Here is a 24,513-nt window from a genome sequence, read left to right on the forward strand (position 1 = left end):
GCCGTTCTTGCAGCGGTTCTTCACCATGCCGCTCCATGGCCGGCCGCTGCCGATGGTCGCCCACAGGTCGGCGAACGCCTCGGGCGGCATGTCGGGGTGGCGTACGATGTTCTGCGGTGCGCCGATCACTTCATCGAGAGCGAAGCCGCTGACCTCGAGGAAATACGGGTTGGCATAGGTGATGCGGCCCTTGAGGTCGGTCGTCGACACGATGGTGCGGCGCTCCGCGAGCATGACCTCGTGCTGGGTGATCGGAAAGTTCTTTCTCACGCGTGGACTCCTGGATGACGATGAAGGGGATGATCGTCCTCATGGCCTGGCCGCGCCGTCGACGCGGGGAGCAGGCGCCGGCCGCGGGCATGCCGTCGCGCACCCGCGGCCTGGGCGGGCCGGCTTGCTGGTTCGGAAAGCGATGGCAATCATACGGTTACCCTGTCCGGCAACGATCATGCAAGGATGCAGTTCATGACGACAACGGCGGAGTGGGGCCGTGGGGGGCCGGGCGGTCCGGAATGGGGCCGGCAGGCGGTGGAAGTCGCTCGGGCTGCCGCAGCAAAAGGGGCTGGGCGACCGGAAGAGCTGGTGCGATGACATCAAGGCTAGCATCACACTTGGTTGCATGCAATATCAGACCGAGGGGCAGGCCCCATTGCGTTCAAAATGATGTCATTAAGCAACACGGCAGGCGCTGGCGTGCACGTCGCCGCGGCCGGGGCGTCCCGCGCCTTCGCTGCCCGCGCCCGCCGTCTGGACCGGCGCCTACGCCTGTGCTAGGCTCGATCCCACCATCGCCGCGGCAGGGGCTGCCGTCCCGTCGTCCGTGGCGCGATGGCAGCCATGTCGCAGGAGACGTACCGATGTCAGCATCCATTCTGTTGGTCGACGACGACCCCCTCCTGGTGCGCATGATGGGGGTGATGCTGGGCGACCTCGGCCGGGTGCGTTTCGCCACCAGCGGCGAGGCCGCGCTGCGGCAGATGGCGAGCGAGCTTCCCGACGTGGTGCTGCTCGACGCGGAAATGCCCGGCATGGGCGGCCTCGAGGTATGCCGGGCGATTCGCGCCTGCGCCGAGTACGACGCGGTGCCGGTCATCTTCGTCACCGCCCACCGCGACGAGGAATTCGAGGCGCGCGGGTTCGACGCGGGCGCCGCCGATATCGTCAACAAGCCGGTCAGCGCGGCGCTCCTGCGCGCGCGGGTGCGCACGCACGTGCGCCTGAAACAGGCGCTGGAGACGATCCGGCGCCTGGCGCCGGCGGATCCGCCCGCCGGCCTGGAGGATGCGCAGCGCAGCGGGACCGCCGCTGCCGCTGCTGCTGCCGCTACGTGCGCGCGCGCCGGGGACGCGCTGTCGCCGTGAGCGCGGGACCGGCGCCGGCGCTGGCGGGCAGCCTGTGCTTCGTGCTCGGGGTGGCGCTTGCCGTGGTCGCGGGCAGCGCCCGCCAGCAGGCCAACGACGAACTCCTGGCGCGGCGCTTCGATGCGCTGGCCCGCCAGGTCACGGGCAGCGTGACCGCACGCATGCACAGCTTCGAATACGGCCTGCGCGGGATGCGCGGGGTGGTGGTGGCCCAGGCCGGCCTGCCGTCGCCCGAGCAGGTGCGCCGCTATGGCGCCAGCCGGGACATCGCGAAGGAATTCCCCGGCGCGCGCGCGTTCGGCCTGATCTGGCGCGTGCCCGAGGACGAGACGGCGGCGTTCGTCGCGCGCATGCGCGCCGCCGGCCGTCCCGGCTTCACCCTGCGCCAGCTCGCGCCGCACGCGGGAGAGCGCTTCATCATCGCCCACGTCGAGCCGCAGGCGCCCAACAGCACCGCCGTCGGCCTCGACATCGCCTCCGAGGGCCGCCGGCGCAGCGCCGCGCTGGCGGCCCAGGCCAGCGGCAGCACGGCGATCACCGAACCGATCACGCTGGTGCAGGAGACGGGGCGCAGGCTGCGCTCCTTCCTGATGCTGCTGCCGATCACGCATCGCTCCTTCCAGCCGGGAACGGCGAACCCGGACGTGGCGGGCTGGAGCTATGCGCCGATCGTCATCGACGACGTGCTCGCGACCCTCGAACTGCCCGAGGATATGGTGTGGCTGGAACTGCGCGATGCCGGCAGCGCCAGCGACGCGACGTTCTATGTGTCGGAAGGGGCCGAGCCGACGGCCGATGCGTTGCCGGCCACCGTCATCCGGTTCCCGATGTTCAACCGCGAATGGGTGGCGCGCGTCCGGGCGCGGCCGGCCCTGGCCGAGGAACTGCGCCTGACCTCGCCGGCGCTGGTGGTCGCCGTCGGCACGCTGCTGGCCGCCCTGGCCGGCGGCGTCAGCTTCCTGCTGGCGCAGCGCCAGCGCCGCGCGCGCAGCCTGCGCCTGGAACGGGCGCAGCGCGCCGCCATCGTCGAGGCCTCCGACGACGGCATCGTCGGCGTGCGGCTGGACGGCACCATCACGGAGTGGAACGGCGGCGCCGAGCGCCTGTTCGGCTTCGCCGCCGGGGAGGTGCTCGACCGGCCCATCAAGGACGTGCTGCCGGCGCCCGCCTGGCTCGACGAGGATGCGGCGGTATTCGCCAGCGTCGGCGCCGGCACCCGGGTCGCGCCGTTCGAGACCCAGCGCCGCCACCGCGACGGCAGCGTGGTCGAGGTGTCGGTGAGCGCGGCCCCGATCCACGGCCCCGGCGGCAACCTGGCCGGCCTGGCCATGACGTTCCGCGACATGCGCGCCGCCAAGGCCGCCCGCCTGGCGCTCGAAGCGCTGAACGCGTCGCTGGACCGCCAGGTGCGCGAGCGCACGGCCGCGCTCGACCGCACCCTGCACGACCTGCGCAACATCGTCGATGCGCTGCCGTCGATGATCGGCTACTGGGACCGGGACCTGCGCAACCGGATGGCCAACCGCGCCTATGCCGGCTGGTTCGGCATGGAACCCGAGCAGCTCAAGGGCCGCTCCATGGCCGAGCTGCTTTCCGGCGAGCGCTACGAACTGAATCGGCCGTTGTTCGAGGCCGCGCTGCGCGGCGAGTCGCGCACCGTGCACCGCAGCCTGCCGCGTCCCGACGGCGGCACCCCGTTCCACGGCCTGGTCCACTTCCTGCCCGACGTGACCGGCGGCGTGGTGCGGGGCTTCTACGTGCTGGTCCACGACGTGACCGAACTGCAACTGCAGCGCGCCGCGCTCGAGGCCGAGAAGCGCGAGAAGGCGGGCTTGCTGGCGACCATCGATGCCCATGCGATCGTGTCCACGACCGACCGCAGCGGCATCATCCTGTCGGTCAACGAGCGGTTCTGCCAGGTGTCCGGCCATCCCGCCGCGGCGCTGGTCGGGCGCACGCACCGGATCGTCAATGCGGGCGTGCACCCGCCGCAGTTCTGGCAAGCCGTATGGCGCACGCTCGCCGCCGGCGACAGCTGGCAGGGAGAGATCTGCAACCGCGCCCGCGACGGCTCCCTGTACTGGATCGACAGCATCATCGCGCCATTCCTCGACGAGCGCGGCCGCATCGAGAAGATCATCGCCTTCAGCACCGACATCACGGCGCGCAAGGCGGCCGAGCTCGCGTCGCGCCAGGCGCTGGCGACGCTCGAGTCGGTGCTGGAGTCGGCCACGCAGATCGCGATCGTCGCCACCGACCTGGCGGGAACGGTGACGCTGTTCAACGGCGGCGCCGCGCGCATGCTCGGCCATGCGGCGGCGGAGGTCGTCGGGCATGCCGGCGCGATGCGCTGGTACCGGCGCGAAGACCTCGCGGCCCACGCCGCCGACCTCGGCGCCCGCCTCGGGCGCAGCATCGCGCCCGAGGCGGTGCTGACCGACGGCGCGGCCGCCGGCCTGCCGTTCGACTGCCACTACGTGCGGGCGGACGGCAGCCTGGTGCCGGTGACGGTCTCGGTCGCGCCGATCCTGGATGCGGACGGCACCCTGCTCGGCCACATCCACGTGGCCTACGACATCCGCTACCGCCTGGCGCAGGAAGCCCTGCTGAAGGAGGCCGCCGCCGCCGCCGAGCGCGCGAACGAGGCCAAGAGCCGGTTCCTGGCCAACATGAGCCACGAGATCCGCACGCCGCTCAACGCGGTGCTGGGGCTGGCCTGGCTGCTCGAGCGCACCGCGCTCGACGGCGAACAGGCGGTCCACGTCGCCAACATCCGCGCCGCCGGCAGCGCGCTGCTGGCGATCGTCAACGACGTGCTCGACCTGTCCAAGATCGAGGCCGGTGAAATGCCGATCGAGCACGTCGCGTTCAGCCTGCGCGACGTGTGCTCCGACCTGCAGGCCCTGTTCGGCGCGCAGGCGCGGGCCAGGCACCTGGCGCTGCGCCTCGTGCCCGACGAGGCCCTCCCCGACGCGCTGGTCGGCGATCCCACGCGCTTGCGCCAGGTGCTGGTGAACCTGCTGGCCAATGCCCTCAAGTTCACGGAACGCGGCAGCGTCGAACTCGCGATCCGCAGGCTGGAGGCACCGGCCGACGCCTGCCGCCTGTGCTTCACGGTGCGCGACACCGGCATCGGCATCGCGCCGGAGGCGCTGGAGCGCCTGTTCCAGCCGTTCGCGCAGGCCGACGCCTCGACCACGCGCCGCTTCGGCGGCACCGGACTGGGCCTGTCGATCGTCAGGAACCTGGTGCAGATGATGGGCGGGCGCCTGGTCGCCGACAGCACGCCCGGCCACGGCAGCAGCTTCGAGGTCGAATTGACGTTCGGACTCGGCGATCCGGCCGCGCTGGGCGAGCGGATCGCCCGCGGGACGGAGGGCCAGCGCCTGCCGGGGGTGCGCGTGCTGCTGGTCGACGACAGCGAGATCAACCTGACGGTGGCCGGGCGGCTGCTGGAGATCGAAGGCGCGCTCGTCACGCTGGCGCGCAACGGCGCCGAAGCGGTGGACATCGCCGCCGCACGGGGCGACCTGCAGCTGGTCCTGATGGATATCCAGATGCCGGTCATGGACGGACTCGACGCCGCCCGCGCGATCCTGCGCCAGGCCGGGACGGCCCCGGCCGGCTCGTGCGTGCCGGTGCTGGTGGCACTCACTGCGGGCAATACCATCAGCGAGCGGCAACGGGCGCGCGAGGCCGGCTTCGTCGACATCTTTTCCAAGCCGATCGATCCCGAACGGCTCGTGCAGGACATCCGCCGCCTGCTGGCGCTCGCGCCGGCGCCGGCGGCCGCGCCGGCCGCGCCGACGCAGGACGGGGACTGGCCGGTCATCGAGGGCATCGACGCCGTCCAGGCGCGGCGCCGCTTCATGGGCGACACCGGGATGTTCGGCAACATGCTGGCCCGCCTGTTCGAACTCTGCGACGACGCCACCGGCCTCGGCGCGCGCATGCCGCGCGACCCGGCGGCGCTGGCGCGCCTGATGCACACGCTGAAGGGGAATGCGGCCACGCTGGGAGCATCCGGCCTGGCCGAAGCGGCCGCGCGCGTCGAGACGGCCTGCCTGCAGGGACTGGACGAGGCGCTCGGCCCCGCGCTGGCGGATCTCGAGCGCCTGGCCCATCGCCTCGACGAGGCGGCGACGGGGTTCGCGGCGCGTGCGGCGCCGGCATGGCCGCGCGCGGCGGCCGTGCCGCCCGACCGCGCGCGCCTGGCGGAACTGCTGGACGCCTTGCGCAGCCACGACCTGGGCGCGCTGGACCTGTTCCAGCAGCTGGCGCCGGGACTCCACGCGCTCCTCGGCGCGGCGGCGATGGCGCGCCTGGCGGACGAGGTCCACGGACTGCGTTTCAGCGAGGCGGCGGCGACCCTGCAGACCGCCTATGCGGATGGGGCACTGGATTAGCGGCATTCGATTTTTCCGGAATCGCGCAACACTTTCCGATAAAACTTTCGATTTTACGGTTTGAGACGTGCCGGTCATGATATTCTTGCAAGCAAGAAAATCAAGAAACGGCGAAATCGGAAATCATGAAAGCGGGTATTTTCCGTGCAATGTACGTGCTGAAGGTCATGGCGACCTGGTGCTGCCTGTCGCTGGCACTGCTCGCGGTGCCGGCCCGGGCGCTGCCCGCCACGCTGCGGGTCGTGGCCGACAATAACTATCCTCCCTACCTGTTCGTCGACCGCAACGGCCGCACCGAAGGCTATCTCGTCGACCTGTGGCGCCTGTGGGAAAACAAGACCGGCGTGCGGGTCGACATCCGGCCCATGCAATGGGCCGCCGCGCAGCGCGCCGTGCGCGAAGGCGACGCGGATGTCATCGACATGATCTTTCGTACGCCGGAGCGCGAGCCGCTCTACGATTTCTCGCAGCCCTACGCGACGCTCGACGTCAACATCTACGCCGACCGTTCGCTCGCCGGGCTGCACGACGTGCGTTCGCTGGCCGGCATGGCCGTGGGCGTGCAGGCGGGGGATGCCTGCGCCGATTACCTGGTAGGCAAGGGTATTTCCTTGCTGAAGAGCTATCCGGACTACGATGCCATCCTCGCAGCCGCCCGCACGCAGGACATCCAGGTCTTTTGCATGGACGAGACGCCGGCCCATTACTACCTCTACCTGCACCAGGACCAGCAACGCTTCGTCAAGGCATTCACCGTGTATTCCGGCCGCTTCCACCGCGCCGTCCGCAAGGGCGACGCGGCGACCCTGGCCCTGGTGGAAAGGGGCATGGCGGCCATCGGCCAGGACGAGCTGGAGGCGCTGCGGCGCAAGTGGTTCAGCGAGCCCGTGGGACTGGGCCCCTACCTGCGCATCCTGGCGTTCGCCGCGCTGGCCGCGCTGGCGGTGCTGGCCGCGACGCTGGCCTGGATCCGCGCGCTGCGCCGCGCCGTGCATGCGCGCACCGCCGAGATCGACCGCAAGACCGAGCAGCTCGAGCAGGCGGCGCGGGCCCTGCTGGCCGACCAGGCCCAGTTGCGCGCCGTGTTCGACGGCAGCCCGGACGCCATGGCGCTGAAGGACGCCAACCGGGTCTACGTGCATTGCAACCGCGAGTTCGAGGCGCTGGTCGGCCTGCCGCGCGAGCGCATCCTGGGCCATGGCGACGCCGACGTCTTCGCCGATGCGGCGTTCGTGGCGCTGCTCAAGGAGCGCGACGAGGAAGTCCTGCGCGACGGCCGCACCTACCGCAGCGACGAAGCGATCCTGACGCGGGACGGCGTCGAACACCACCTCGAAGTCATCAAGGTGCCCATCCGCGGCCTGGAGGGACGGGTCACCGGGGTGCTGGCGGTATCGCGCGACATCACCGCGCGCCGCAACGCCGAGCGCGAGCTGCGCATCGCCTCGGTCGCCTTCGAAAGCCAGGACGGCATGATGATTACCGATGGCACGGGCACGATCGAACGGGTCAACGCGGCGTTCCAGCGCATCACCGGCTATCCGGCCGACGAAGCCGTGGGCCGCGCGCCGCGCCTGCTCGCCTCGGGAACGCACGACCGCGCCTTCTACGAGGAGATGTGGCAATCGCTGCTGCGCACCGGCTACTGGATCGGCGAAGTCGTCAACCGGCACAAGAGCGGTCGGCTGTACACGGCGCGCCTGTCGATCACCGCCGTCGCGGACCCGCGCGGCCGGACGATGCACTACGTCGGGAACTTCCAGGACATTTCCGAGGAACGGCAGGCGCGCGCGCTGGCCGAGCGCCTGACGCAGTTCGACCACCTGACCGAGCTGCCGAACCGCTCCCAGTGCGCCGACCGGATCGCCGCGGCCGTGGCCGAGCGCGCCCAGCTCAGCGAATTCGGCGCCGTCATGATGCTGGACCTCGACCACTTCCAGAAGGTCAACGACTCGCTGGGCCACGCGGTCGGCGACCAGCTGCTGGTCAGGGTGGTGCAGCGGCTCCAGGCGGTGCGCCGTCCCGGCGACATGCTGGCCCGCTTCAGCGGCGACAATTTCGTCCTGCTGTGCGATGCGCTGGGGCCGGACCGGGTGGTCGCCGCCGCGCGCGCGATGGCGGTCGCCGAGGCGGCCCGGCTCGCCATGACGGACCACGTCGTCCTGGAAGGGCAACCGTTCGCCTGCAGCGGCTCGGTCGGCGTGACGCTGTTCCACGACGACAGCGCCGGCGCCGACGCCCTGTTGCAGCAGGCCGAACTGGCCATGTACAAGAGCAAGCAGGGCGGGCGCGACACGGTGCGTTTCTTCGAGGGGGCGATGCAGGTCGACCTCGACGAGCGCAACCGGCTGGAGGGTGCGCTGCGCGAAGCCATCGAGCGGGACCAGCTGGTGCTGCACTACCAGGTCCAGGTGGACCGGAACGGCAATCCGGTCGGCGCCGAGGCGCTGGCGCGCTGGCGCCATCCCGAACGCGGCATGATCGCGCCCGGCGCCTTCATTCCCCTGGCCGAGCAGACCGGCCTGATCCTGCCCATCGGGCGCTGGGCGCTGGCGACGGCCTGCCGGCAACTGGCCGCGTGGAAGGGGCGGCCCGTGCTGGAAAACCTGACGCTCGCGGTCAACATCAGTCCGCTCCAGTTCAAGGTCGAGGACTTCGTCGACGACGTCCTCGACGAACTGCGCGCCGCCGGCGCGCCGGCCTCCAGGCTCAAGCTGGAAGTCACCGAGAGCCTGGCCATCGACGATTTCACGTCGTCGATCTCCAAGCTGAACAAGCTGAAGTCGCACGGCTTCAGCATCTCCCTCGACGATTTCGGCACCGGCAACTCATCGCTGAATTACCTGACCAAGCTCCCCCTGACCCAGCTGAAGATCGACAAGTCCTTCGTCGACGAACTGCCGTCGAGCCAGCGCGACGCCACGGTCGCGCAGACCATCATCGCGATGGGGCAGGGCCTGGGCCTGGAGGTCATCGCCGAAGGCGTGGAAACCGCCGCCCAGCGGGATTTCCTCGTCGCCCACGGCTGCCACGCCTTCCAGGGCTACCTGTTCGGCAGACCGCTTCCCGCGGCCGAGTTCGAGGCCGCGGTGCTGGCGGCGGTGCCGCACTGACGGGGCGGGCGCGCCGCGCGGGCACGCCCGCTCATTTGCGCCGCTCGCTCGCGGGCGCGGACGCGCGGGCCGCGGGCAGGTCGGTCCGCGGCGGGGCGAGGGCATTCAGGGCCTCGGCCGCCTGCAGCAGCTCGGTCGCGACCTCGTTGAGCTTGCGGTGGTTCGAGCGCGCATGGTTGCGCAGCAGGCGCAGCGCGTCGTGGCGGTCGATGCGGTAGCGTTCCATCAGCACGCCCACGGCCATGCCGGTCTCGCGTCCTTCGCGCAGGGCCAGCGTCAGGCGCTGCTCGGCGGCGCGCAGCTCGTGGATGTCGGCCGCCCGCGCCAGGGCGGCGCGCACGGCGGGAAGCAGCTGGGCCGGATCGATCGGCTTGAGCAGGAAGCCGACGGCGCCCGCGGCGGCGGCCTGCTCGGCGACTTCCGTGCCGCTGCTGGCGGACAGGAACATGTAGGGAATGCCGTCCAGCTGCGCGGCAAGGTCCAGTCCCGACATGTCGGGCATCGCGATGTCGAGCACGGCCAGTTGCGGCCGGGCGTGGTCGGCCTGCAGCAGCGCCAGCGCCTGCCGGGCATCGCCGGCCGCGCACACGCGAAAACCGTCCGCCTCCAGCGCCCGCGCCAGCACCGCGAGCAGCAGCGCGTCGTCGTCCACCAGCAGGATCAGCGGGGCGCCGGCGGGCACGGGCGTGGCGGACGCCGCGCCGGTGTCGGCGGGACACGAACCCGGCGCGTCCGCCTGCGCGGCGGCGCACAGGGCATCGAACGCCGCGCGGCTGCCGGCCAGGTCGGCGGCCCGGCACGCGGCGTCGAGCGCGGCGGCGGCGCTGCCGACGCGGCGGCAGCCGAACGTGGCGGCCGAGCCGGACAGGGTATGCGCGATCGCCCGCACCGCGGCGAAGTCGCCTTGCCGCAGCGCGCCGCGCACGCGCGCCAGTTGGTCCGGCAGGCCATCGGCAAACGCCGCGCGCAGGTCGGCGAGGCCGGGCGGGTGCGCTTGGGTCGTATCGTTCATCACGCGTCCAGAGTGGATGATGTGTCAATATAGCACGAGATATCGCGCGAAAGTTGCCCCGGCGGTTACGCCGCCCGCAGACGGGCCGGGCACCGGAAACGCCGCCGCCGCGCTCTCCTGATTGACACAGGAATTGTTTGAGCGCAATATTTTAACCGTCCGAACACGGTGCGCGCGGCCACTCCCGCCCGGGCACGCCGGACCCTTTCCACGCCCGCCAGTCCCGCGCCGGACGGCGCGGCCCGCACGGCCTCCGATCGCCGTTGCCGTCATCTGCCGCGCCGCGTGCGCGGCGTGTCGCCGAACGGAAGCGCCGATGCCGACGTCGTTCCACAGCCACTCCCGTCCATCGTGCGTCCCGCCGCGGCGTGCGGCGCCGTGCCGTCGTGCACGCGACCGTCTTTGCCAGGGGTGAAACCATGCTGAGAAAAATCGATATCGCGCAACTGCGCACCGGGATGTTCATCCATGAACTCGATTGCGGATGGATGGCGCATCCGTTCGTGCGCAGCCGCTTTCGCGTCGACAGTCCCGACCAGATCGCCCGCCTGCGGGCGTCGGGCATCCGCGCCATCACGATCGACTGCGCGCGCGGCCAGGCCGTGGACGACGCGCCCAGCGTGGAAGAGGCCAGGGCGGCCACCGAGGCGGCGGTGACGGCGATCGCCGCGGCCCCGGCCCCGGCCCCGCTGGCGGCGCCGCGCCTGGCGCTGGCCGAAGAGCTCGACCGGGCCGCGGCGATCCGGCGCCGGGCGGCGAACGTGGTCAGGACGGTGATGCGGGATGCGCGGCTGGGCAAGGCGGTCTCCCTGGATACGGTGGCGCCCGTCGTCGAAAGCGTGACCGCATCGATCCTGCGCAATGCCGGCGCGCTGGTCGGCCTGTCGGTGATCAAGGACAAGGACGACTACACGTTCCTGCATTCGGTCAGCGTCTGCACGCTGCTGGTGGCATTCTGCCGCGCGCGCGGCCTGGATGCCGCCACCACCTACGAGGCCGGCATCGGCGGACTGCTGCACGACACGGGCAAGGCGCTGGTGCCCGACGCCATCCTGAACAAGGCGGGCAGCCTGACCGACGCGGAGTTCGAGATCGTCCGGCGCCATCCGCGCGACGGCTACGACATCCTGCGCCGCACCCCCGGGATCGGCGCGATTCCCCTCGATATCACGCTGCACCACCACGAGCGCCGCGACGGCACCGGGTATCCGGACCGCTTGCCGCTGGACGGCATCGGCGAACTGGCGCGGATGGCGGCCATCGTCGACGTCTACGACGCGATCACGGCCGATCGCTGCTACCGCAAGGGCATGCCGCCGGCGCAGGCCCTGCGCAAGATGTACGAATGGAGCGCGTTCCACCTCGATGCCGAGCTGGTGCGGGAATTCATCCGCTGCGTGGGCATCTATCCGGTCGGCACGCTCGTGCTGCTCGAATCCGGGCTGCTGGGCGTGGTGATCGCGCTACACGACAGCAATCTCCTGACGCCGAAGGTGAACGTGTTCTACAGCACCAGGCGCCGGGTGCACGTCAAGCCCTATACGGTGGACCTGGCCAGGCCGGCAGGGCATGGCGGCGCGGACAGGATCGTCTCGCACGAGCCGGCCGAGAAGTGGCAGGTCGATCCGTTGCGCTTCATGACGATCGCCTGAGGCGGGCGCCGAGGCGGACGCCGGGTTGCGCACACCGCGCACGCCGCTCAGGACGGATGCGCGAGCGCGGTGCGCGCCGCCGCGCGCTTGGACGCGTACATGGCCCCGTCGGCAGCGGCGAGCAGCGCCGCCGGATGGGACGTATCGTCGGGGTAGACGGCGATGCCCAGGCTGAGCGAGACATCGAGGCTGGCGCCGGGCACCGCGACCGGCGCGGCCATGGCGGCGGCGATGTGGTCCGCGATCGTGCGCGCGTCGCCGGGCGTCGCGAGTTCCTCGACGAGGATGACGAATTCGTCGCCGCTCAGGCGCGCCACCGTGTCCGACTCCCTGGCGCAGCGCTGCAGGCGCGCGGCGATTTCCCGCAGCAGGAGGTCGCCGGTCGCATGGCCGTAGCGGTCGTTGACCTGCTTGAACCGGTCGACGTCCGCGAACAGGAGCGCCAGGCGGCTGCCCTTGCGCGTGGCGCGCGCGACGGCCGTCGCCAGGCGGTCGTGGAACAGCCGGCGGTTCGGTAGTCCGGTCAGTTCGTCGTACTGGGCCGCGCGCGCCAGGCCGGCGAGCAGGCGCCGGCGCTCCAGCGCCAGCGCGGCGCACCCGGCGAGGAAGCGCAAGGTGTCGTGCAGCGCCGGCATGCGCCCGTGTTCTTCCGGATAGCGCAGGTAGAGCGCCCCGGCCAGGCCGTGCTCGTGCGGAAAGCGCAGGCACACGGGCGGCGCGGCCGCCGCCGCCGTGCCGTCGCGGTACCAGTCGCAGGGGGACTCGCCCGGCGCCAGGCGCCCATCCACGTGGATGGCGTCGATGCCGCCGTCGCCGGTGTCGAGGACGATGGCCAGCAGCGTGACCGGGACGATGCCTTCGAAGGCGCGCTGGATCTGCCGGCACAGGGTCGCCATGTCGGGCGCGGTATGCGAGGCTTCCAGGATCGCGTGGGCGGCCGCTTCGCGCAGCTCGACCAGCCTGCGCCGGCCGATGTCGCGCGCCACGCCGATCCGCAAGCGTTGCGCGGGGAGGCAGCGGGCCGACCACATCAGGTGCACCAGGTGGCCGTCGCGGTGCCGGTAGCAGTTCTCGAAACCGACGTGCCTGGCGCCGGCCAGGATGTCGGCGGCCTCCCTGGCGGTGCGCTCGCGGTCCTGCGGCGCCTGGAAATCGGCGAGCGGTCGTCCGATCATGTCGTCCGGACGATAGCCGAGCACGCCGTTGCAGGCATCGTTGACGTGCACGATGATGCCCTCCCGGTCGACCACGAAGACCATGTCGAGCATGAAATCCAATACCGTTGGGAGCAGCGTGTCAATATCGAATGTCATGATCCTGGTCAAAGGATGTCAATACATTCCGTGATGTTAGCACTTGCTTGAATTAACGCAAATTACAACGTTGTCATCTCCGTGTCGGCCTCGGCTGCCGCTGCCGCTGTGGCTGCGGCCGCGGCAAGCCAGTCGACCAGGCCGGCGAGCGGCATGGGCCGGTGGAACAGGTAACCCTGCATGTGCGCGCCGCCCTGCCGGTCCAGGAACGCGGCCTGTTCGGCCGTTTCGATCCCCTCGGCCACGACGCGCAAGCCCAGGTGGTGCGCCATCGCCAGGATCGATTGCACGATGGCCGTGCCGTTGGCGTCGTGCGGCGTGTCGCGCATGAAACTCTTGTCGATCTTCAGTTCGTACAGCGGCATCTTCTTCAGGTAGGCCAGGTTGGAGTAGCCGGTGCCGAAGTCGTCGATCGAGAAGCGGATGCCGAGTCCGGCCAGGTCGTCCATGCGGGCGATCGTCTCGGCGATGTTCTCGACCAGCAGTCCCTCGGTCACTTCGAAGATGAGCTGGTCCGCCGGCGCGCCCGTCTCGCGCAGGATGGCGCGCACCTGCGCGGGGAATTCCGGCTGGCGGAACTGCAGCGGACTGACGTTCACCGACAGCGGCAGCCGGTGGCCGGCCCGCGCCAGCGCCAGCCAGCCCAGGCAGGCCTGGCGCAGCGCCCAGTTGCCCAGCGCCACGATGATGCCGCTCGCCTCGGCAACGGGGATGAAGACGTCGGGCGGCACGAACGTGCCGTCGGCGCGGCGCCAGCGCATCAGGAGTTCGGCGCCCGCCGGCTTGCCGGCGCGGTCGACCTGGAGCTGCGCGTGCATCGACAGCTCGTCGTTCTCGATCGCCTGGGCGAGGCCATGCTCGAGGCTCAGCGTCCGCTCGGCCTGCGCCAGCATGCGCTTCTCGAACACGGCGATGCCGTTGCGGCCCTCGCGCTTGGCGTGGTACATCGCCGTGTCCGCTTCGCGCAGCAGGTCGTGGCCGGTGCCGCACGCGCGCTGCAGCAGGGCGATGCCGATGCTGGCGGAGGCGTGGTAGTGCCGCTCGCCCAGCGGGATGGCCTGCTTGAGCGCATGGCGAATGTCCTGGGCCAGCCCGAGCGCCGTGGCGGCGGCGGCGGCCGGTTCGTCGTCCAGGTCGGCGAGCAGCACGACGAATTCGTCGCCGCCGATGCGCGCGACGGTATCCTGCGGACGCACCGAGCGGGCGATGCGCGCGGCCACGTGGCCGAGCAGGGTGTCGCCGACGACATGGCCGAGCGCGTCGTTGACGCCCTTGAAGTTGTCCAGGTCGAGGTACAGCACCGCGCCGGCCGCGCGGCCGGCCGCCGCGCGCGCCACCTGCTCGTCGAGGCGTTCCATCAGCAGGCGCCGGTTCGGCAGGCCGGTGAGCACGTCGTAGAACGCGAGCCGGTGGATCGCGTCGGCCGCGGCGCGGCGCTCGGTGATGTCGCGCCCGACCACGACCCAGTGGCTGGGCGGCTCGCCCGGACGGCCGAACGGCAGCGCTTCGATCTCGACCCAGAATCCCTCGCCGTCGCGGGTGAAGGTCATCAGCTCGGCGGCGCAGGGCTGGCCGGTCGCCATCGACGCGGCCAGGCGCGCGCCGACGTCCGGCGCCACTTCCAGGCGCGACAGGGTGCGCAGGCCGCGGCCGATGACGTCGCCGCGCGCATGGCCGGTGCGCCGCAGGAAGGCGTCGTTGGCGAAGCGGATCGGGTAGGGGACGGCGCCGTCGCCGGCGGTCCTGGCGATCAGCACCATGTCGTTGAGGTGCGACACCGCGGCCGACGTCAGCGCCAGCTCGTCGTTCAGTTCCTCCAGCGCCCCCTGGTTGGCCGCGAGCGTGCGCGCGGCCGTGCGCGCCCCGTCCAGCGTGAGCGACAGGCCGGCGAGCAGCTTGTGGCAGGTGAGGGACAGCATCGCGCCCACGCCGAGGTAATTCAGCGCGGCGATCAGCGCGGCTTTCAGCGGGTCGTGTTCCCACCCCGGCACGCCCAGGTCGATCTGTCCGCCGGCGCCGAGCGCGACGATCGTCAGGGCGCCCAGCGCCAGCGCGAGCAGGGCGGGCCGCAGGTTCAGCAGGATGGCGGCGATCACGGGTGGCCCCAGCAGGTAGCTCAGGCTCGCGACGCCGACGGACAGCAGCAGGGCGAGCGCCAGCCCGTAGCCTGCCAGCAGGAACGCCATCACGCGCAGCGTGTACGGCAGCCGCCGGAAGCGCCAGATCGCGAAGATCCAGGCGAGGGCGACGGTATCGGCCAGGACCACGGCCGCCATGCCGTGGCGCAGCAGGAATGGCACGACCGGCACGGTGGCGATGCCGCCGACGATCAGCACGACCGTCAATAGCGAGGAAAAGATCCGTTCGCGCCACGCGGCGATGTCGTCGGCGATACCCATGTGGCGACTCCAGTCAGCAGCGGCAACGTTTCGGCCGCTTTATTTGTTTCGGCAGGGCATCTTAGATTTCATTGCGGAAATTGTCATCAGATTTCGCAAATTTTTTGCAATCGGCGTCGCCGCTGTCGCGCGGGGGCACGGCGTCTCGCGGGGGGCGTTCAAACGAACCGGGGGATTGGTAAAGTTTCTATAAAATCCCACCATGCTTTGTATGACGAGGGGCATCATTACCCATTCTTATTGGAAACAGCAATGGATTCACGATCGACCCGGATGGCCACCGGCGTACCCGAACTGGATGCCGTCCTGCGCGGAGGCCTGCTGCGGCACCGCATTCACCTGATCGAAGGCCGCCCGGGCACGGGCAAGACCACGCTCGGATTGCGCTACCTGATGCACGGGATCGAAGACGGCGATTCCTGCCTGTACGTCACCTTGTCCGAGACGGTGCAGGAACTGCAGGCGACGGCGACCAACCATGGCTGGTCGCTGTCCGGCATCCGCATCGAGGAGCTGATGCCGCTGCCGCCGGACGAGCAGCCGGCCCAGACCGTCCTGCTGCCCACGGATACCGAGCTGTCGGCGCTGGTCGACCGCATCGCGGACCTCGTGGCGAGCGTCGGCGCCGACCGCGTCGTGATCGACTCGATGGTCGAGATCCGCCTGCTGGCGCGCGACAGCGCGCACTACCGGCGCCAGGTCATCGACCTGCGCCGCCGCCTGTCGGCGGTCGGCGCGACGGTCATGCTGCTCGACGACCTGACCTCGGACGGGCGCGAGTTCGAACTGCAGAGCGCCGCGCACGGGGTCATCACGCTGGAGCAGATCGAGCGCAGCTTCGGCGCCGCGCGGCGCCGCCTGCGCGTGGTGAAGTTGCGCGGCGGCGACTTCCAGAGCGGCTGGCACGACTTCGCCATCCTGACCGGCGAGATCCTGGTGTTCCCCAGCCTGATCGCGCAGGAGCACCGGCGCGACGATCCGGAAATCCGCATCGTCAGCGGCGTCGACGGCTTCGACGCCATGTTCGGCGGACCGATGGCGACCGGCAGCTCCACCATGCTCATCGGCCCGTCCGGCGTCGGCAAGACGACGCTGGCGCTGCAGTACGCGCTGTCGATGGTGCGGGCCGGGCAGCACGTCGGCTACTTCGCCTTCGACGAGTCCACGGCGACCCTGCGCTCGCGCCTGGTGGACCACATGGGCACGGACGAGCGCACGCGCCAGCCGCGCAACTTCCACCTGAGCCGGGTGAACCCGTCGCGCATCTCGCCCGGCGAATTCGTCTGGAAGGTGCGGCGCCTGGTGGAGGACGAGAACGTCCGCCTGATCATCATCGACAGCATCAACTCCTACCTCGACGTCATCCGCGAGGAGAAGTCGCTGCTGATGCAGATGAACGAGCTGTTCTCCTACCTCGGCAACATGAACGTGATGTCGATCGTCATCGGCGCCCATTCGGCCAGCCTGGACACGTCCAAGGAGCCGGACGCGCTGAGCATCATCACCGACAACATCATTTCGCTGCGCTACCTCGAACGCGACCACTGCGTCGACAAGGCGGTGTGCGTGCTGAAGAAGCGCCATGGCGCGCATTCCCACGACATCCGGCTGCTGCACCTGACCGACGACGGCATGCGGGTCGGGGCGGCGGTCGCGCCGGCCGGCGCGCCGGGAGCGCTGCCGCTTGCGTCCTGAATCCATGCCCGCGCAGCCGGTCCTGCTGTTCGCGCCGATCCCCGGCGACGCCCATGCGCTGGAAGCGGTGCTGCGCGAGCTCGGCCTGACCGTGCGGGCGTGCGCCACGCCGGAGGCGCTGTACGCGGGACTGGCCGGCGACGCGCTGCTCGCCGTCGTCACCGAGGAGGCGCTGGTCTGCTGCCGGATCGAGGACCTGGCCGCCGTGCTGCAGCGCCAGCCGCCATGGTCGGACATCCCGCTGCTGGCGCTGGCCGACAGCGCGTCGGGAAAGGTCGACAGCGGCCGCTTCGCGCAACTCGCGGGACTCGGCAATTTCACGTTGCTGGAGCGGCCGACCTCGCGCCAGGTGCTGCTGATGTCCCTGCGCTCGGCGCTGCGCGCGCGCCGGCTGCAGTACGCGGTGCGCGAGCACTGGCGCGAGCTCGAGTCGCACTCCGCGCGCCTGGAATACGCGGTGCAGGAGCGCACGCGCGAACTGGAGCACGAGGTCAGGGAGCGCGGCCGCGCCGAGGCCGCGCTGGAAGATGCGCGCCGGCTCGAATCGCTGGGCCGCCTGACGGGCAACGTCGCCCATGATTTCAACAACGTGCTGCAGATCGTCTCGGGCAGCGAAACCCTGGTGCGGCTGGCGCTCAAGAAAGGGGCCGACGCGGAGCTCGACCCGCGCATCGCGCGCGCGCTCGACAGCATCCACCGCGCCGCCGAGCGCGGCGCCGCGCTGACCCAGCGCCTGCTGGCCTATGCGCGGCGCCAGCCGCTGGTGAACGTCACGCTGGACCTGGCGGCCCACCTGCGCGTCACCGCCAACCTGCTGCTGCGCTCGGTGGGGCAGGCGGTCGCGCTGCGCCTCGACGTGGCGCCCGGCCTGTGGCGGGTCCAGGCCGACCCGTCCCAGCTGGATGCGGCCATCCTGAACATCGTCGGCAACGCGCGCGACGCGATGCCCGACGGCGGGCACCTGGTGCTGGCGGCGCGCAACGTCGTGCTGCCCGATCCCGGCCTCGCCGAGGCCGCGCAGCTCGCCGGCGACTACGTCTGCCTGACGTTCTCGGACGACGGCACGGGCATGTCCGACGAGGTCGCCCGCCAGGCGTTCGAGCCGTTCTTCACGACCAAGGCCGTCGGCGTCGGGACCGGGCTCGGGCTGTCCCAGGTCTATGGCTTCGCCCTCCAGAGCGGCGGCCAGGCCTTCATCCGCCGCGAACGTCCGGGCACGACGATCGGCCTGCTGCTGCCCCGCAGCGCCGCGCCGGAATCGCTGCCGGAGCCGGAACGCCCCGTCGCCGGCGACCTGGCGGGCCTGCGCCTGCTGTGCGTGGAAGACGACCGCGACGTCGCCGAGCCCACGCTGGACATCCTGCGCGGACTCGGCGCCGACGTCGCCTCGGCCGACAGCGCCGACGCGGCCATCCGGATGGACCTGGCGCGCTTCGACCTGGTGCTGTCGGACGTGATGATGGCCGGCAGCATGGACGGCATCGGCCTGGCCAACTGGCTGGCGGTCCACCATCCCGGCCTGCCGGTCGTCCTGTGCAGCGGCTACATGCTCGCGCCGCAGCGCCTGCAGTCGCTGCGCGTCGCGTTCCTGCGCAAGCCGTACCGGATGGCGGAGCTGGTCGACACGATACGGCAAGCGTTGCAGCGCCCCGATGCCGATGGTTGAGCGCCGCCCCGGCCGGCGCCGGCATGCGGGTGGCGCCGGCGTTTTTCGGGTACGATAATATTTATCTCGATAATGATGCCATTCCCACGATGAGCAATAGCGACAAGCGGCGCGAGGACGTCGCCATGCTGGGCGACTTCATGTGCTTCGCGGTCTACTCGACCAACCTGGCGTACTCGCGCGTCTACAAGCCGGTGCTCGATGCGCTCGGCCTGACCTACCCGCAGTACGTCACGATCATCTGCCTGTGGGAGCAGGACGACCAGACGGTCAAGGGTCTGAGCGAGAAGCTGTTCCTGGAGCCGAGCACCATGACGCCCATGCTCAAGCGCCTGGAGGCGATGGGCTACGTGCGCCGCGAGCGCGACAGGCAGGACGAGCGCAGCGTGCGCGTCTCGCTGACCGATGCGGGGCGCCGGCTGCGCGAGCAGGCGTTCGACTACCGCGCCGTCACGGCCAGCGCGGCCGGCCTGGCGCCGGACGAATTCCGCGCGCTGCAACGCGCCATCGTCCGGCTGCGCACCAACCTGGTGGAGGCGGCCGGGCGCGCGCCCGGGGCGGACCCGGCGCCATGATGCCGCCGGCGATGTCGTCCGGCGACCCGCTCGCATTGCGCAAAGCCGCCGGGCGCGTGCCAGGATGTGTATACTCGGCATATTTCCGATGTAGTCCCATGGCAGCCGATCGACAAGATACCACTTCTCCCCTGGCCCCTCGCGTGCGGCGCACATCCGCCCGCGGCGCGGCGGCGGCGCTGCTCGCGCTGGCCGCCCTGTGCGCCGCCGGCCCCGTGCTGGCGCAAGCCGGCGGGCCGGCCACGGCCGCGGCGCCCGCCGTCGCCGTCAAGCTCGACACCGTCACCGTGCAGCGCGGCGACATCCGGCAGACGGTCGACGCGGCCGGCAAGCTCCAGCTGCGCAACTGGGCCGATATCTACGCCCAGGTCGCCGGGCAGGTGAAGGAGGTGCCGGTGGCGCTCGGCGATACCGTCCATGCCGGCCAGCCGCTGCTCGACATCGCCCCGACCCAGCAGCCGGCCAAGGCCGAGAACCTGCGCGCCCAGATGGCGCGGCTGCAGGCCGAACTGGCCGACCAGCGCGCGCAGCTCGATTTCGCCCAGCTCCAGCTCAAGCGCCAGACCCAGCTCAAGGCGCAGAACGCGACGCGCGAGGAAGCCGTCGAATCGGCGCGGATGAACGCCTCCACGGCCAGCGCGCGCGTCGACGCGATCACGGCGCAGATCCACGAACTCGAAGCGACTTCCAGGCTCGACGAGGAGGCGCGCCAGAAGACGCTGGTCAAGTCGCCGATCGCCGGCACCGTGGTGGCGCTGGCCGCGCGCCCGGGACAGATGGTGGCCGCCGCGCAGGCGGCCACGCCGCTGTTGCGGATCGCCGACCTGGGCGAGATGACGGTGGCCGCGCGCGTCGCGGAAACCGACGTGACGCGCCTGCGGCCCGGCATGGCGGCCAGCTTCACGACCCCCGGCTATCCCGGCCGGCGCTGGTCGGGCAAGGTGAGCCAGGTCGTGCCGACTCCGGTCGACGGCACCGGCGAGCAGGGCAAGCAGGCCTTCTATATCGTCCTGTTCGAGGTGGCCAACAAGGACCGCGAATTGATGAGCGGCATGAGCGCGCAGGTGCAGTTCGTCGTCGCCCAGGCGCGCGACGCGCTGCTGCTGCCGGTGGGCGGCCTGGGCGAGCAGGACGAGGACGGCCTGTACGACGTCAACGTGCTCGACGCCGGCCGCCATGTCGGCGCCCGCAAGGTCAAGGTCGGATTGCGCACGGCCCAGCAGGCGCAGGTGCTGTCCGGATTGAGCGCGGGGGAGACGGTGCTGGTCGGCCCGGTCCCGCGCGCGCTGCTGGCGCCGCCGGCGCCGGCGGTGCCTGCCGTACCGGAAGGCGCGGCCCGGCCGCCGGTGGCGTCCGCGGCCGAGGCGCGCCGATGACGGCGCGCGCCCCGGCCGCATCGGCGCCCGCGCGGCGGCGCGCCCCGGCCGCATCTGCGCTCCTGCTCGCCCTGGCCTGCGCCGTGCTGGCGGGATGCGCGGGACGTGGCCCGGTCAAGGAGCCGCCGCCCCGGGTCGACCTGCCGGCCGCCTGGTCGGAAGGCGCGCCGGCCCACCCGGAATGGCCCGACAGGAACTGGTGGCAGGGCTTCGGCAGTCCGGAGCTGGCGCACCTGGTCGACGAAGGCCAGGCCGGCAATCTCGAACTCGCGGGGGCGCTCGCGCGCGTGCGCCAGGCCGAGGCCGGGGCGCGCATCGCCGGCGTGGCGCTGCTGCCCACCGCGAGCTTCTACGGCGGCGCCAGCCGCACCGTGCCGCTCAGGAGCGGCAGCGCCGGCACGTCCGCCGACAGCGGCGTGCAGGTCTCGTACGAAGTCGATTTCTGGGGCAAGAACAAGGCGGGCGCGGCGTCCGCGCAGGCGGCGCTCGCGGCCAACCGGTTCGACCGCCAGACCGTGGCATTGACGGTCACCAGCGGCATCGTCTCGACCTACCTGCAGGTGCTGTCGCTGCACGACCGGCTGGCCGTCGCGCGCGAGAATGTCGCGAACGCGGAGCATGTGCTGGCGCTGGTGGAGGCGCAGAAGAGCGTGGGCGCCGCCTCGTCGCTGGACCTGGCGCGCCAGCGCTCCGCCGTCGCGCAGCAGAAGGCCGACATCCCGGACCTGCAGCAGCAGGAGCGCGAGGCCCAGGCGGCGCTGGCGATCCTGCTCGGCAAGGCGCCGCAGACGTTTTCGATCGGCCGCAAGGGCCTGGACACGATCACCTTGCCCGAGGTGTCCCCGGGCCTGCCGTCCGAGCTCCTGGCGCGCCGGCCCGATATCCGCCGCGCCGAGGCCAGCCTCGCCGCGGCGAATGCCGACGTGGCCGTTGCCCGGGCCAACCTGTTCCCCAGCATCCAGCTCACCGGCTCGATGGGCACGCAGAGCAGCGCCCTGCTGTCGCTGCTGAACGCGCCTAACCTGCTCGCCAACGTCAGCGCCTCGCTGGTCGCGCCGATCTTCGATGGCGGCCGGCTCAAGCGCGAGCGCGACCTCGCCATCGCCCGCAAGGAGGAGCTGGTCGAGGCGTACCGCGCGACCGTGATCGCCGCGCTGTCGGAAGTGGATACGGCGCTGGGCCAGATCCGCAGCCTGGACGAGCAGCGGCGCCTGAAGGCGACCGAACTGGAACAGGCGCGCCGCGCCTACGACCTGTCGGAAATCCGCTACAAGGCGGGCGCCGAGGATTTCATGACGGTGCTCGATACGCAGCGCGCGCTGTCGGATGTGCAGAACGACGTCGGGATCCTGAAGCTCAAGCGCCTGCAGGCGACGGTCGCGCTGTTCAAGGCGCTCGGCGGCGGCTGGCAGGATGGCCAGGACGTGAGCGCCGCCGGCGCGCCCGCGCACGTCAGGGCGCCGCCGGCGCGTCCGGCGCCGCCAGGAACGCCTGCAGCAGCCGGTTGAACGCGGCCGGATGGGTGACGGTCATCCCGTGCGATGCCCCCGCGACGACGCGCCGCTGCGCCCGCGGCATCCAGGCTTCCAGCTGCGCCACGTTGTCGCGGTACATGCGCGGACTCCGTTCGCCGGCGACCAGCAGGGTCGGGCAGTGCACGCCGCGCGCCAATGCCTGCGTGTAGGGCGGCAGCGGATCGCGGAACTGCTTCGGCAGCGTGGTCGCATTGGCGAGCGCCATCGTGCGGAACGACGCGGGACTGCGTTGCCAGGTGCCGGGCAGGCTGACCGAATCGACGAAGCGCTCGACGCCGGCGGCGATGGCGCCGCCGTCGATCAGCGCGGCCACCTGCGCGCGCACCGCCTCGGTGGCCGCCGGCAGGGCCGCCGGCGCCGTCCCGTCGACCTGCAGCGGGCCGCCCGGGTCGGCGAGCGTCAGCGTACGTACCAGGTGCGGGTGGGCCTGCGCCAGCCGGAACGCGACGCAGCCGCCGCGCGAGTGGCCGACCAGGTGGACCGGCCCGAGGCGCAGCGCGGCGATGAACGCGGCGAGTTCGGCGACGTGCGTCTGCCAGGAGAACGCGTGGGCGGCGCCGGGATCCTCGCCCGGCCAGTAGTGGCTCAGGCTGACTGAAATGCACAGGAAGTGCCGCGACAGGACGCTGGCCTGGGCCTGCCAGTAGCGGTAGTCGCACAGCGAGCCGTGCACGAACAGCAGCGGCGCGCCGCCGCCGCACGCCGTGTAGGGAAGGCGCACGCCGGAGGGCAGGGCGGCGAAGCGGGTGTCGGGAAGGGCGTGGACGGCCGGGTCGTGTCGTGCATTCATGGTGGAACTCCTTTCCGACACTATGCCGGATCGACTCGCCCAAGAAAATCGCATAATATTGATCATTCCTATCTGGTTTTCTGATACTGACTCCCTATACGCATGAAGGCACTCGACCTGGACGTCCTGGCGATGATCGTGGCGGTGGCCGACACCGGGAACATCAGCCGCGCGGCGGAGGTGGTCCACCGTTCGCAATCGGCCGTCAGCATGCAGATCAAGACGCTGGAGACGGCGCTCGGCAAACCGCTGTTCGTGCGCCGGCCCAGGAGCGTGACGCCGACGCAGGACGGCGAAGTGCTGCTGGCGTACGCGCGGCGCATGCTGGCGCTGCGCGACGAGGCCTGGGCCGCGGTGGTGCGGCCCGACGTGACGGGCCGCGTCGTGATCGGCGTGCCCGACGACTACGCGTCGTCGCTGCTGCCGCCCATCCTCAAGAAGTTTTCCGCCTCCTACCCGAAGGTCGAGATCCAGGTGGTGGGACTGCCGAGCATCGCGCTGGCCCCGCTGGTCAAGGACGGTTCGGTCGACCTGGCCTGCGCGACGCGCGTGAAGGGCCTGTCCGGCGAATTCGTCCGCTTCGAACCGATGGTCTGGGCCGCCTCGCCCGGCGCGCAGGAGATCTGGCGCGAGCGGCCCTTGCCGATCGCGGTGTTCCTGCCCGGCAGCGTGGCGCGCGAAAACGCGGTCCGCAGCCTGGAGCGCGCCGGCATCGGCTACCGCACGTCGTACGAAAGCCCGAGCCTGCTTGGCCTGCTGAGCATGGTGGAGGCGGGCCTGGCCGTGGCGCCGCTCGCGCGCTGCGCCGTCCCCGCCCACCTCAGCCTGCTCGGCCAGGCGCAGGGCCTGCCGGAAATCGACGCGCTGGAAATGGTGCTGGCGCGCAGCAGCAAGTCGAGGCGCCCGCCGTGCGACTTCCTGGCCGAAAAGATCATGGCGGAACTGCGCCGCTGAGCGCGCGCCTGCCGACGGGCGCGTGGCGGCGCCGATGTGGCGCCACCGCAACGTGAAAAGTGCGGGCGGGAAAATCTGCTAGAATCGCCCGTGCCGTCCCGCTCCCGACGTCCCGCCCCCGACATACCGGTATCGCACGATATCGCCCCCCCCGGCCCAGACCACGCCGATACCTCAAGCAAGCGTTTCCACGCGCACTCTTCGGTTATCGATTCCCATGGCCTTCCATCCCGACACCCGCGTACTCATCGTCGACGACAACCGCGACGCCGCCGAACTGCTGAGCGACCTGCTGGCCGCGCAGGGCTTCGTCACCGCCACCGCCTACGACGGCTTCATGGCCCTCGACGTGGCGCTGGCGTTCCAGCCGCACATCATCGTGCTCGACCTGGGCATGCCCAGGTTCTCGGGCGACGAGGTGGCGCCGATGCTGCGCCAGCTGAAGACGTTCGAGGACGTCTACATCATCGCCCTGACGTCGTGGGACGACAGCGAGGCCCGCGCGCTGACCCGCCGCACCGGCTTCGACCTGCACCTGTCCAAGCCGGTCGACCTGTCCGAGCTGTTCGCCGCGCTCGAACTGGGGGAGTGCCGCACGCGCGCCTTCGGCGAGCACGGGCAGGCCGCCGCCGCGGCCTGAGGCCGGCGCGCCGGCGCGCATCGTCC

16 protein-coding genes are annotated in these 24,513 nt (G+C 71.2%); 11 read left to right on the forward strand and 5 right to left on the reverse strand.

Annotated elements, in window-relative coordinates; translation table 11 throughout:
* Positions 1-270, reverse strand: a 270-nt coding sequence (locus tag QZ749_RS02510) for a PAS domain-containing protein (RefSeq protein WP_296942927.1), incomplete at its 3' end; no start/stop codon positions are given.
* 587 nt (positions 271-857) lie between these two features.
* Between QZ749_RS02510 and QZ749_RS02515 the strand changes: the two genes are divergently transcribed.
* From QZ749_RS02515 to QZ749_RS02525, 3 genes are all read left to right on the forward strand, one after another.
* Positions 858-1,361, forward strand: a complete 504-nt coding sequence (locus tag QZ749_RS02515) for a two-component system response regulator (RefSeq protein WP_296942929.1) — start codon at positions 858-860, stop codon at positions 1,359-1,361.
* Entirely contained in the window at positions 1,358-5,767 is a 4,410-nt protein-coding gene (locus QZ749_RS02520; RefSeq protein ID WP_296942930.1) for a PAS domain S-box protein, read from the forward strand. Before QZ749_RS02515 ends, QZ749_RS02520 begins: the two co-directional genes overlap by 4 nt.
* A 125-nt stretch (positions 5,768-5,892) precedes the next feature.
* On the forward strand, positions 5,893-8,880 hold the full coding sequence (locus QZ749_RS02525) for an EAL domain-containing protein (protein WP_296942932.1): 2,988 nt from the start codon (positions 5,893-5,895) through the stop codon (positions 8,878-8,880).
* 31 nt (positions 8,881-8,911) lie between these two features.
* On the opposite strand, the gene QZ749_RS02530 is transcribed toward QZ749_RS02525, so the two are convergent.
* The gene (locus QZ749_RS02530; protein WP_296942934.1) at positions 8,912-9,892 is read right to left on the reverse strand and encodes a response regulator; all 981 of its coding nucleotides are present in this window, start codon (positions 9,890-9,892) and stop codon (positions 8,912-8,914) included.
* Between the two features lie 419 nt (positions 9,893-10,311).
* Between QZ749_RS02530 and QZ749_RS02535 the strand changes: the two genes are divergently transcribed.
* On the forward strand, positions 10,312-11,544 hold the full coding sequence (locus tag QZ749_RS02535) for an HD-GYP domain-containing protein (protein WP_296942935.1): 1,233 nt from the start codon (positions 10,312-10,314) through the stop codon (positions 11,542-11,544).
* 47 nt (positions 11,545-11,591) lie between these two features.
* Here QZ749_RS02535 and QZ749_RS02540 read toward each other — a convergent pair whose 3' ends face one another.
* Positions 11,592-12,857 (reverse strand): diguanylate cyclase domain-containing protein, encoded by a 1,266-nt coding sequence (locus QZ749_RS02540; RefSeq protein WP_296942937.1) that lies wholly within the window; start codon positions 12,855-12,857, stop codon positions 11,592-11,594.
* 62 nt (positions 12,858-12,919) lie between these two features.
* Positions 12,920-15,256: a bifunctional diguanylate cyclase/phosphodiesterase gene (locus tag QZ749_RS02545; RefSeq protein ID WP_296942939.1), complete on the reverse strand. Its 2,337-nt coding sequence runs from the start codon at positions 15,254-15,256 to the stop codon at positions 12,920-12,922.
* A gap of 252 nt (positions 15,257-15,508) precedes the next feature.
* Here QZ749_RS02545 and QZ749_RS02550 point away from each other — a divergent pair, with 252 nt between their 5' ends.
* The 5 genes from QZ749_RS02550 to QZ749_RS02570 all read left to right on the forward strand — a co-directional run bounded on the left by QZ749_RS02550 (position 15,509) and on the right by QZ749_RS02570 (position 22,076).
* Positions 15,509-16,951, forward strand: a complete 1,443-nt coding sequence (locus QZ749_RS02550) for an ATPase domain-containing protein (protein WP_296942942.1) — start codon at positions 15,509-15,511, stop codon at positions 16,949-16,951.
* Positions 16,941-18,617, forward strand: a complete 1,677-nt coding sequence (locus tag QZ749_RS02555; RefSeq protein WP_296942944.1) for an ATP-binding protein — start codon at positions 16,941-16,943, stop codon at positions 18,615-18,617. The genes QZ749_RS02550 and QZ749_RS02555 overlap by 11 nt, the downstream gene beginning before the upstream one ends.
* 89 nt (positions 18,618-18,706) lie before the next feature.
* Positions 18,707-19,192: a MarR family winged helix-turn-helix transcriptional regulator gene (locus QZ749_RS02560; protein WP_296942946.1), complete on the forward strand. Its 486-nt coding sequence runs from the start codon at positions 18,707-18,709 to the stop codon at positions 19,190-19,192.
* 143 nt (positions 19,193-19,335) lie between these two features.
* Positions 19,336-20,568, forward strand: coding sequence for an efflux RND transporter periplasmic adaptor subunit (locus QZ749_RS02565; protein ID WP_296942947.1), 1,233 nt, complete (start codon positions 19,336-19,338; stop codon positions 20,566-20,568).
* Positions 20,565-22,076 (forward strand): efflux transporter outer membrane subunit, encoded by a 1,512-nt coding sequence (locus QZ749_RS02570; RefSeq protein ID WP_296942948.1) that lies wholly within the window; start codon positions 20,565-20,567, stop codon positions 22,074-22,076. Before QZ749_RS02565 ends, QZ749_RS02570 begins: the two co-directional genes overlap by 4 nt.
* On the opposite strand, the gene QZ749_RS02575 is transcribed toward QZ749_RS02570, so the two are convergent.
* The gene (locus QZ749_RS02575) at positions 22,021-22,893 is read right to left on the reverse strand and encodes an alpha/beta fold hydrolase (protein WP_296942950.1); all 873 of its coding nucleotides are present in this window, start codon (positions 22,891-22,893) and stop codon (positions 22,021-22,023) included. The genes QZ749_RS02570 and QZ749_RS02575 overlap by 56 nt on opposite strands.
* A gap of 102 nt (positions 22,894-22,995) precedes the next feature.
* On the opposite strand from QZ749_RS02575, the gene QZ749_RS02580 reads away from it, so the two are divergent.
* Both QZ749_RS02580 and QZ749_RS02585 read left to right on the forward strand, forming a co-directional pair.
* Entirely contained in the window at positions 22,996-23,847 is an 852-nt protein-coding gene (locus tag QZ749_RS02580; RefSeq protein ID WP_296942952.1) for a LysR substrate-binding domain-containing protein, read from the forward strand.
* A gap of 217 nt (positions 23,848-24,064) precedes the next feature.
* Positions 24,065-24,487, forward strand: a complete 423-nt coding sequence (locus QZ749_RS02585; RefSeq protein WP_296942954.1) for a response regulator — start codon at positions 24,065-24,067, stop codon at positions 24,485-24,487.
* The last annotated feature ends 26 nt before the right edge of the window (positions 24,488-24,513 follow it).

Origin of the sequence: uncultured Massilia sp. (assembly GCF_913773735.1) — a bacterium.
In the GTDB taxonomy this organism is placed as follows: Bacteria; Pseudomonadota; Gammaproteobacteria; order Burkholderiales; family Burkholderiaceae_D; genus Telluria.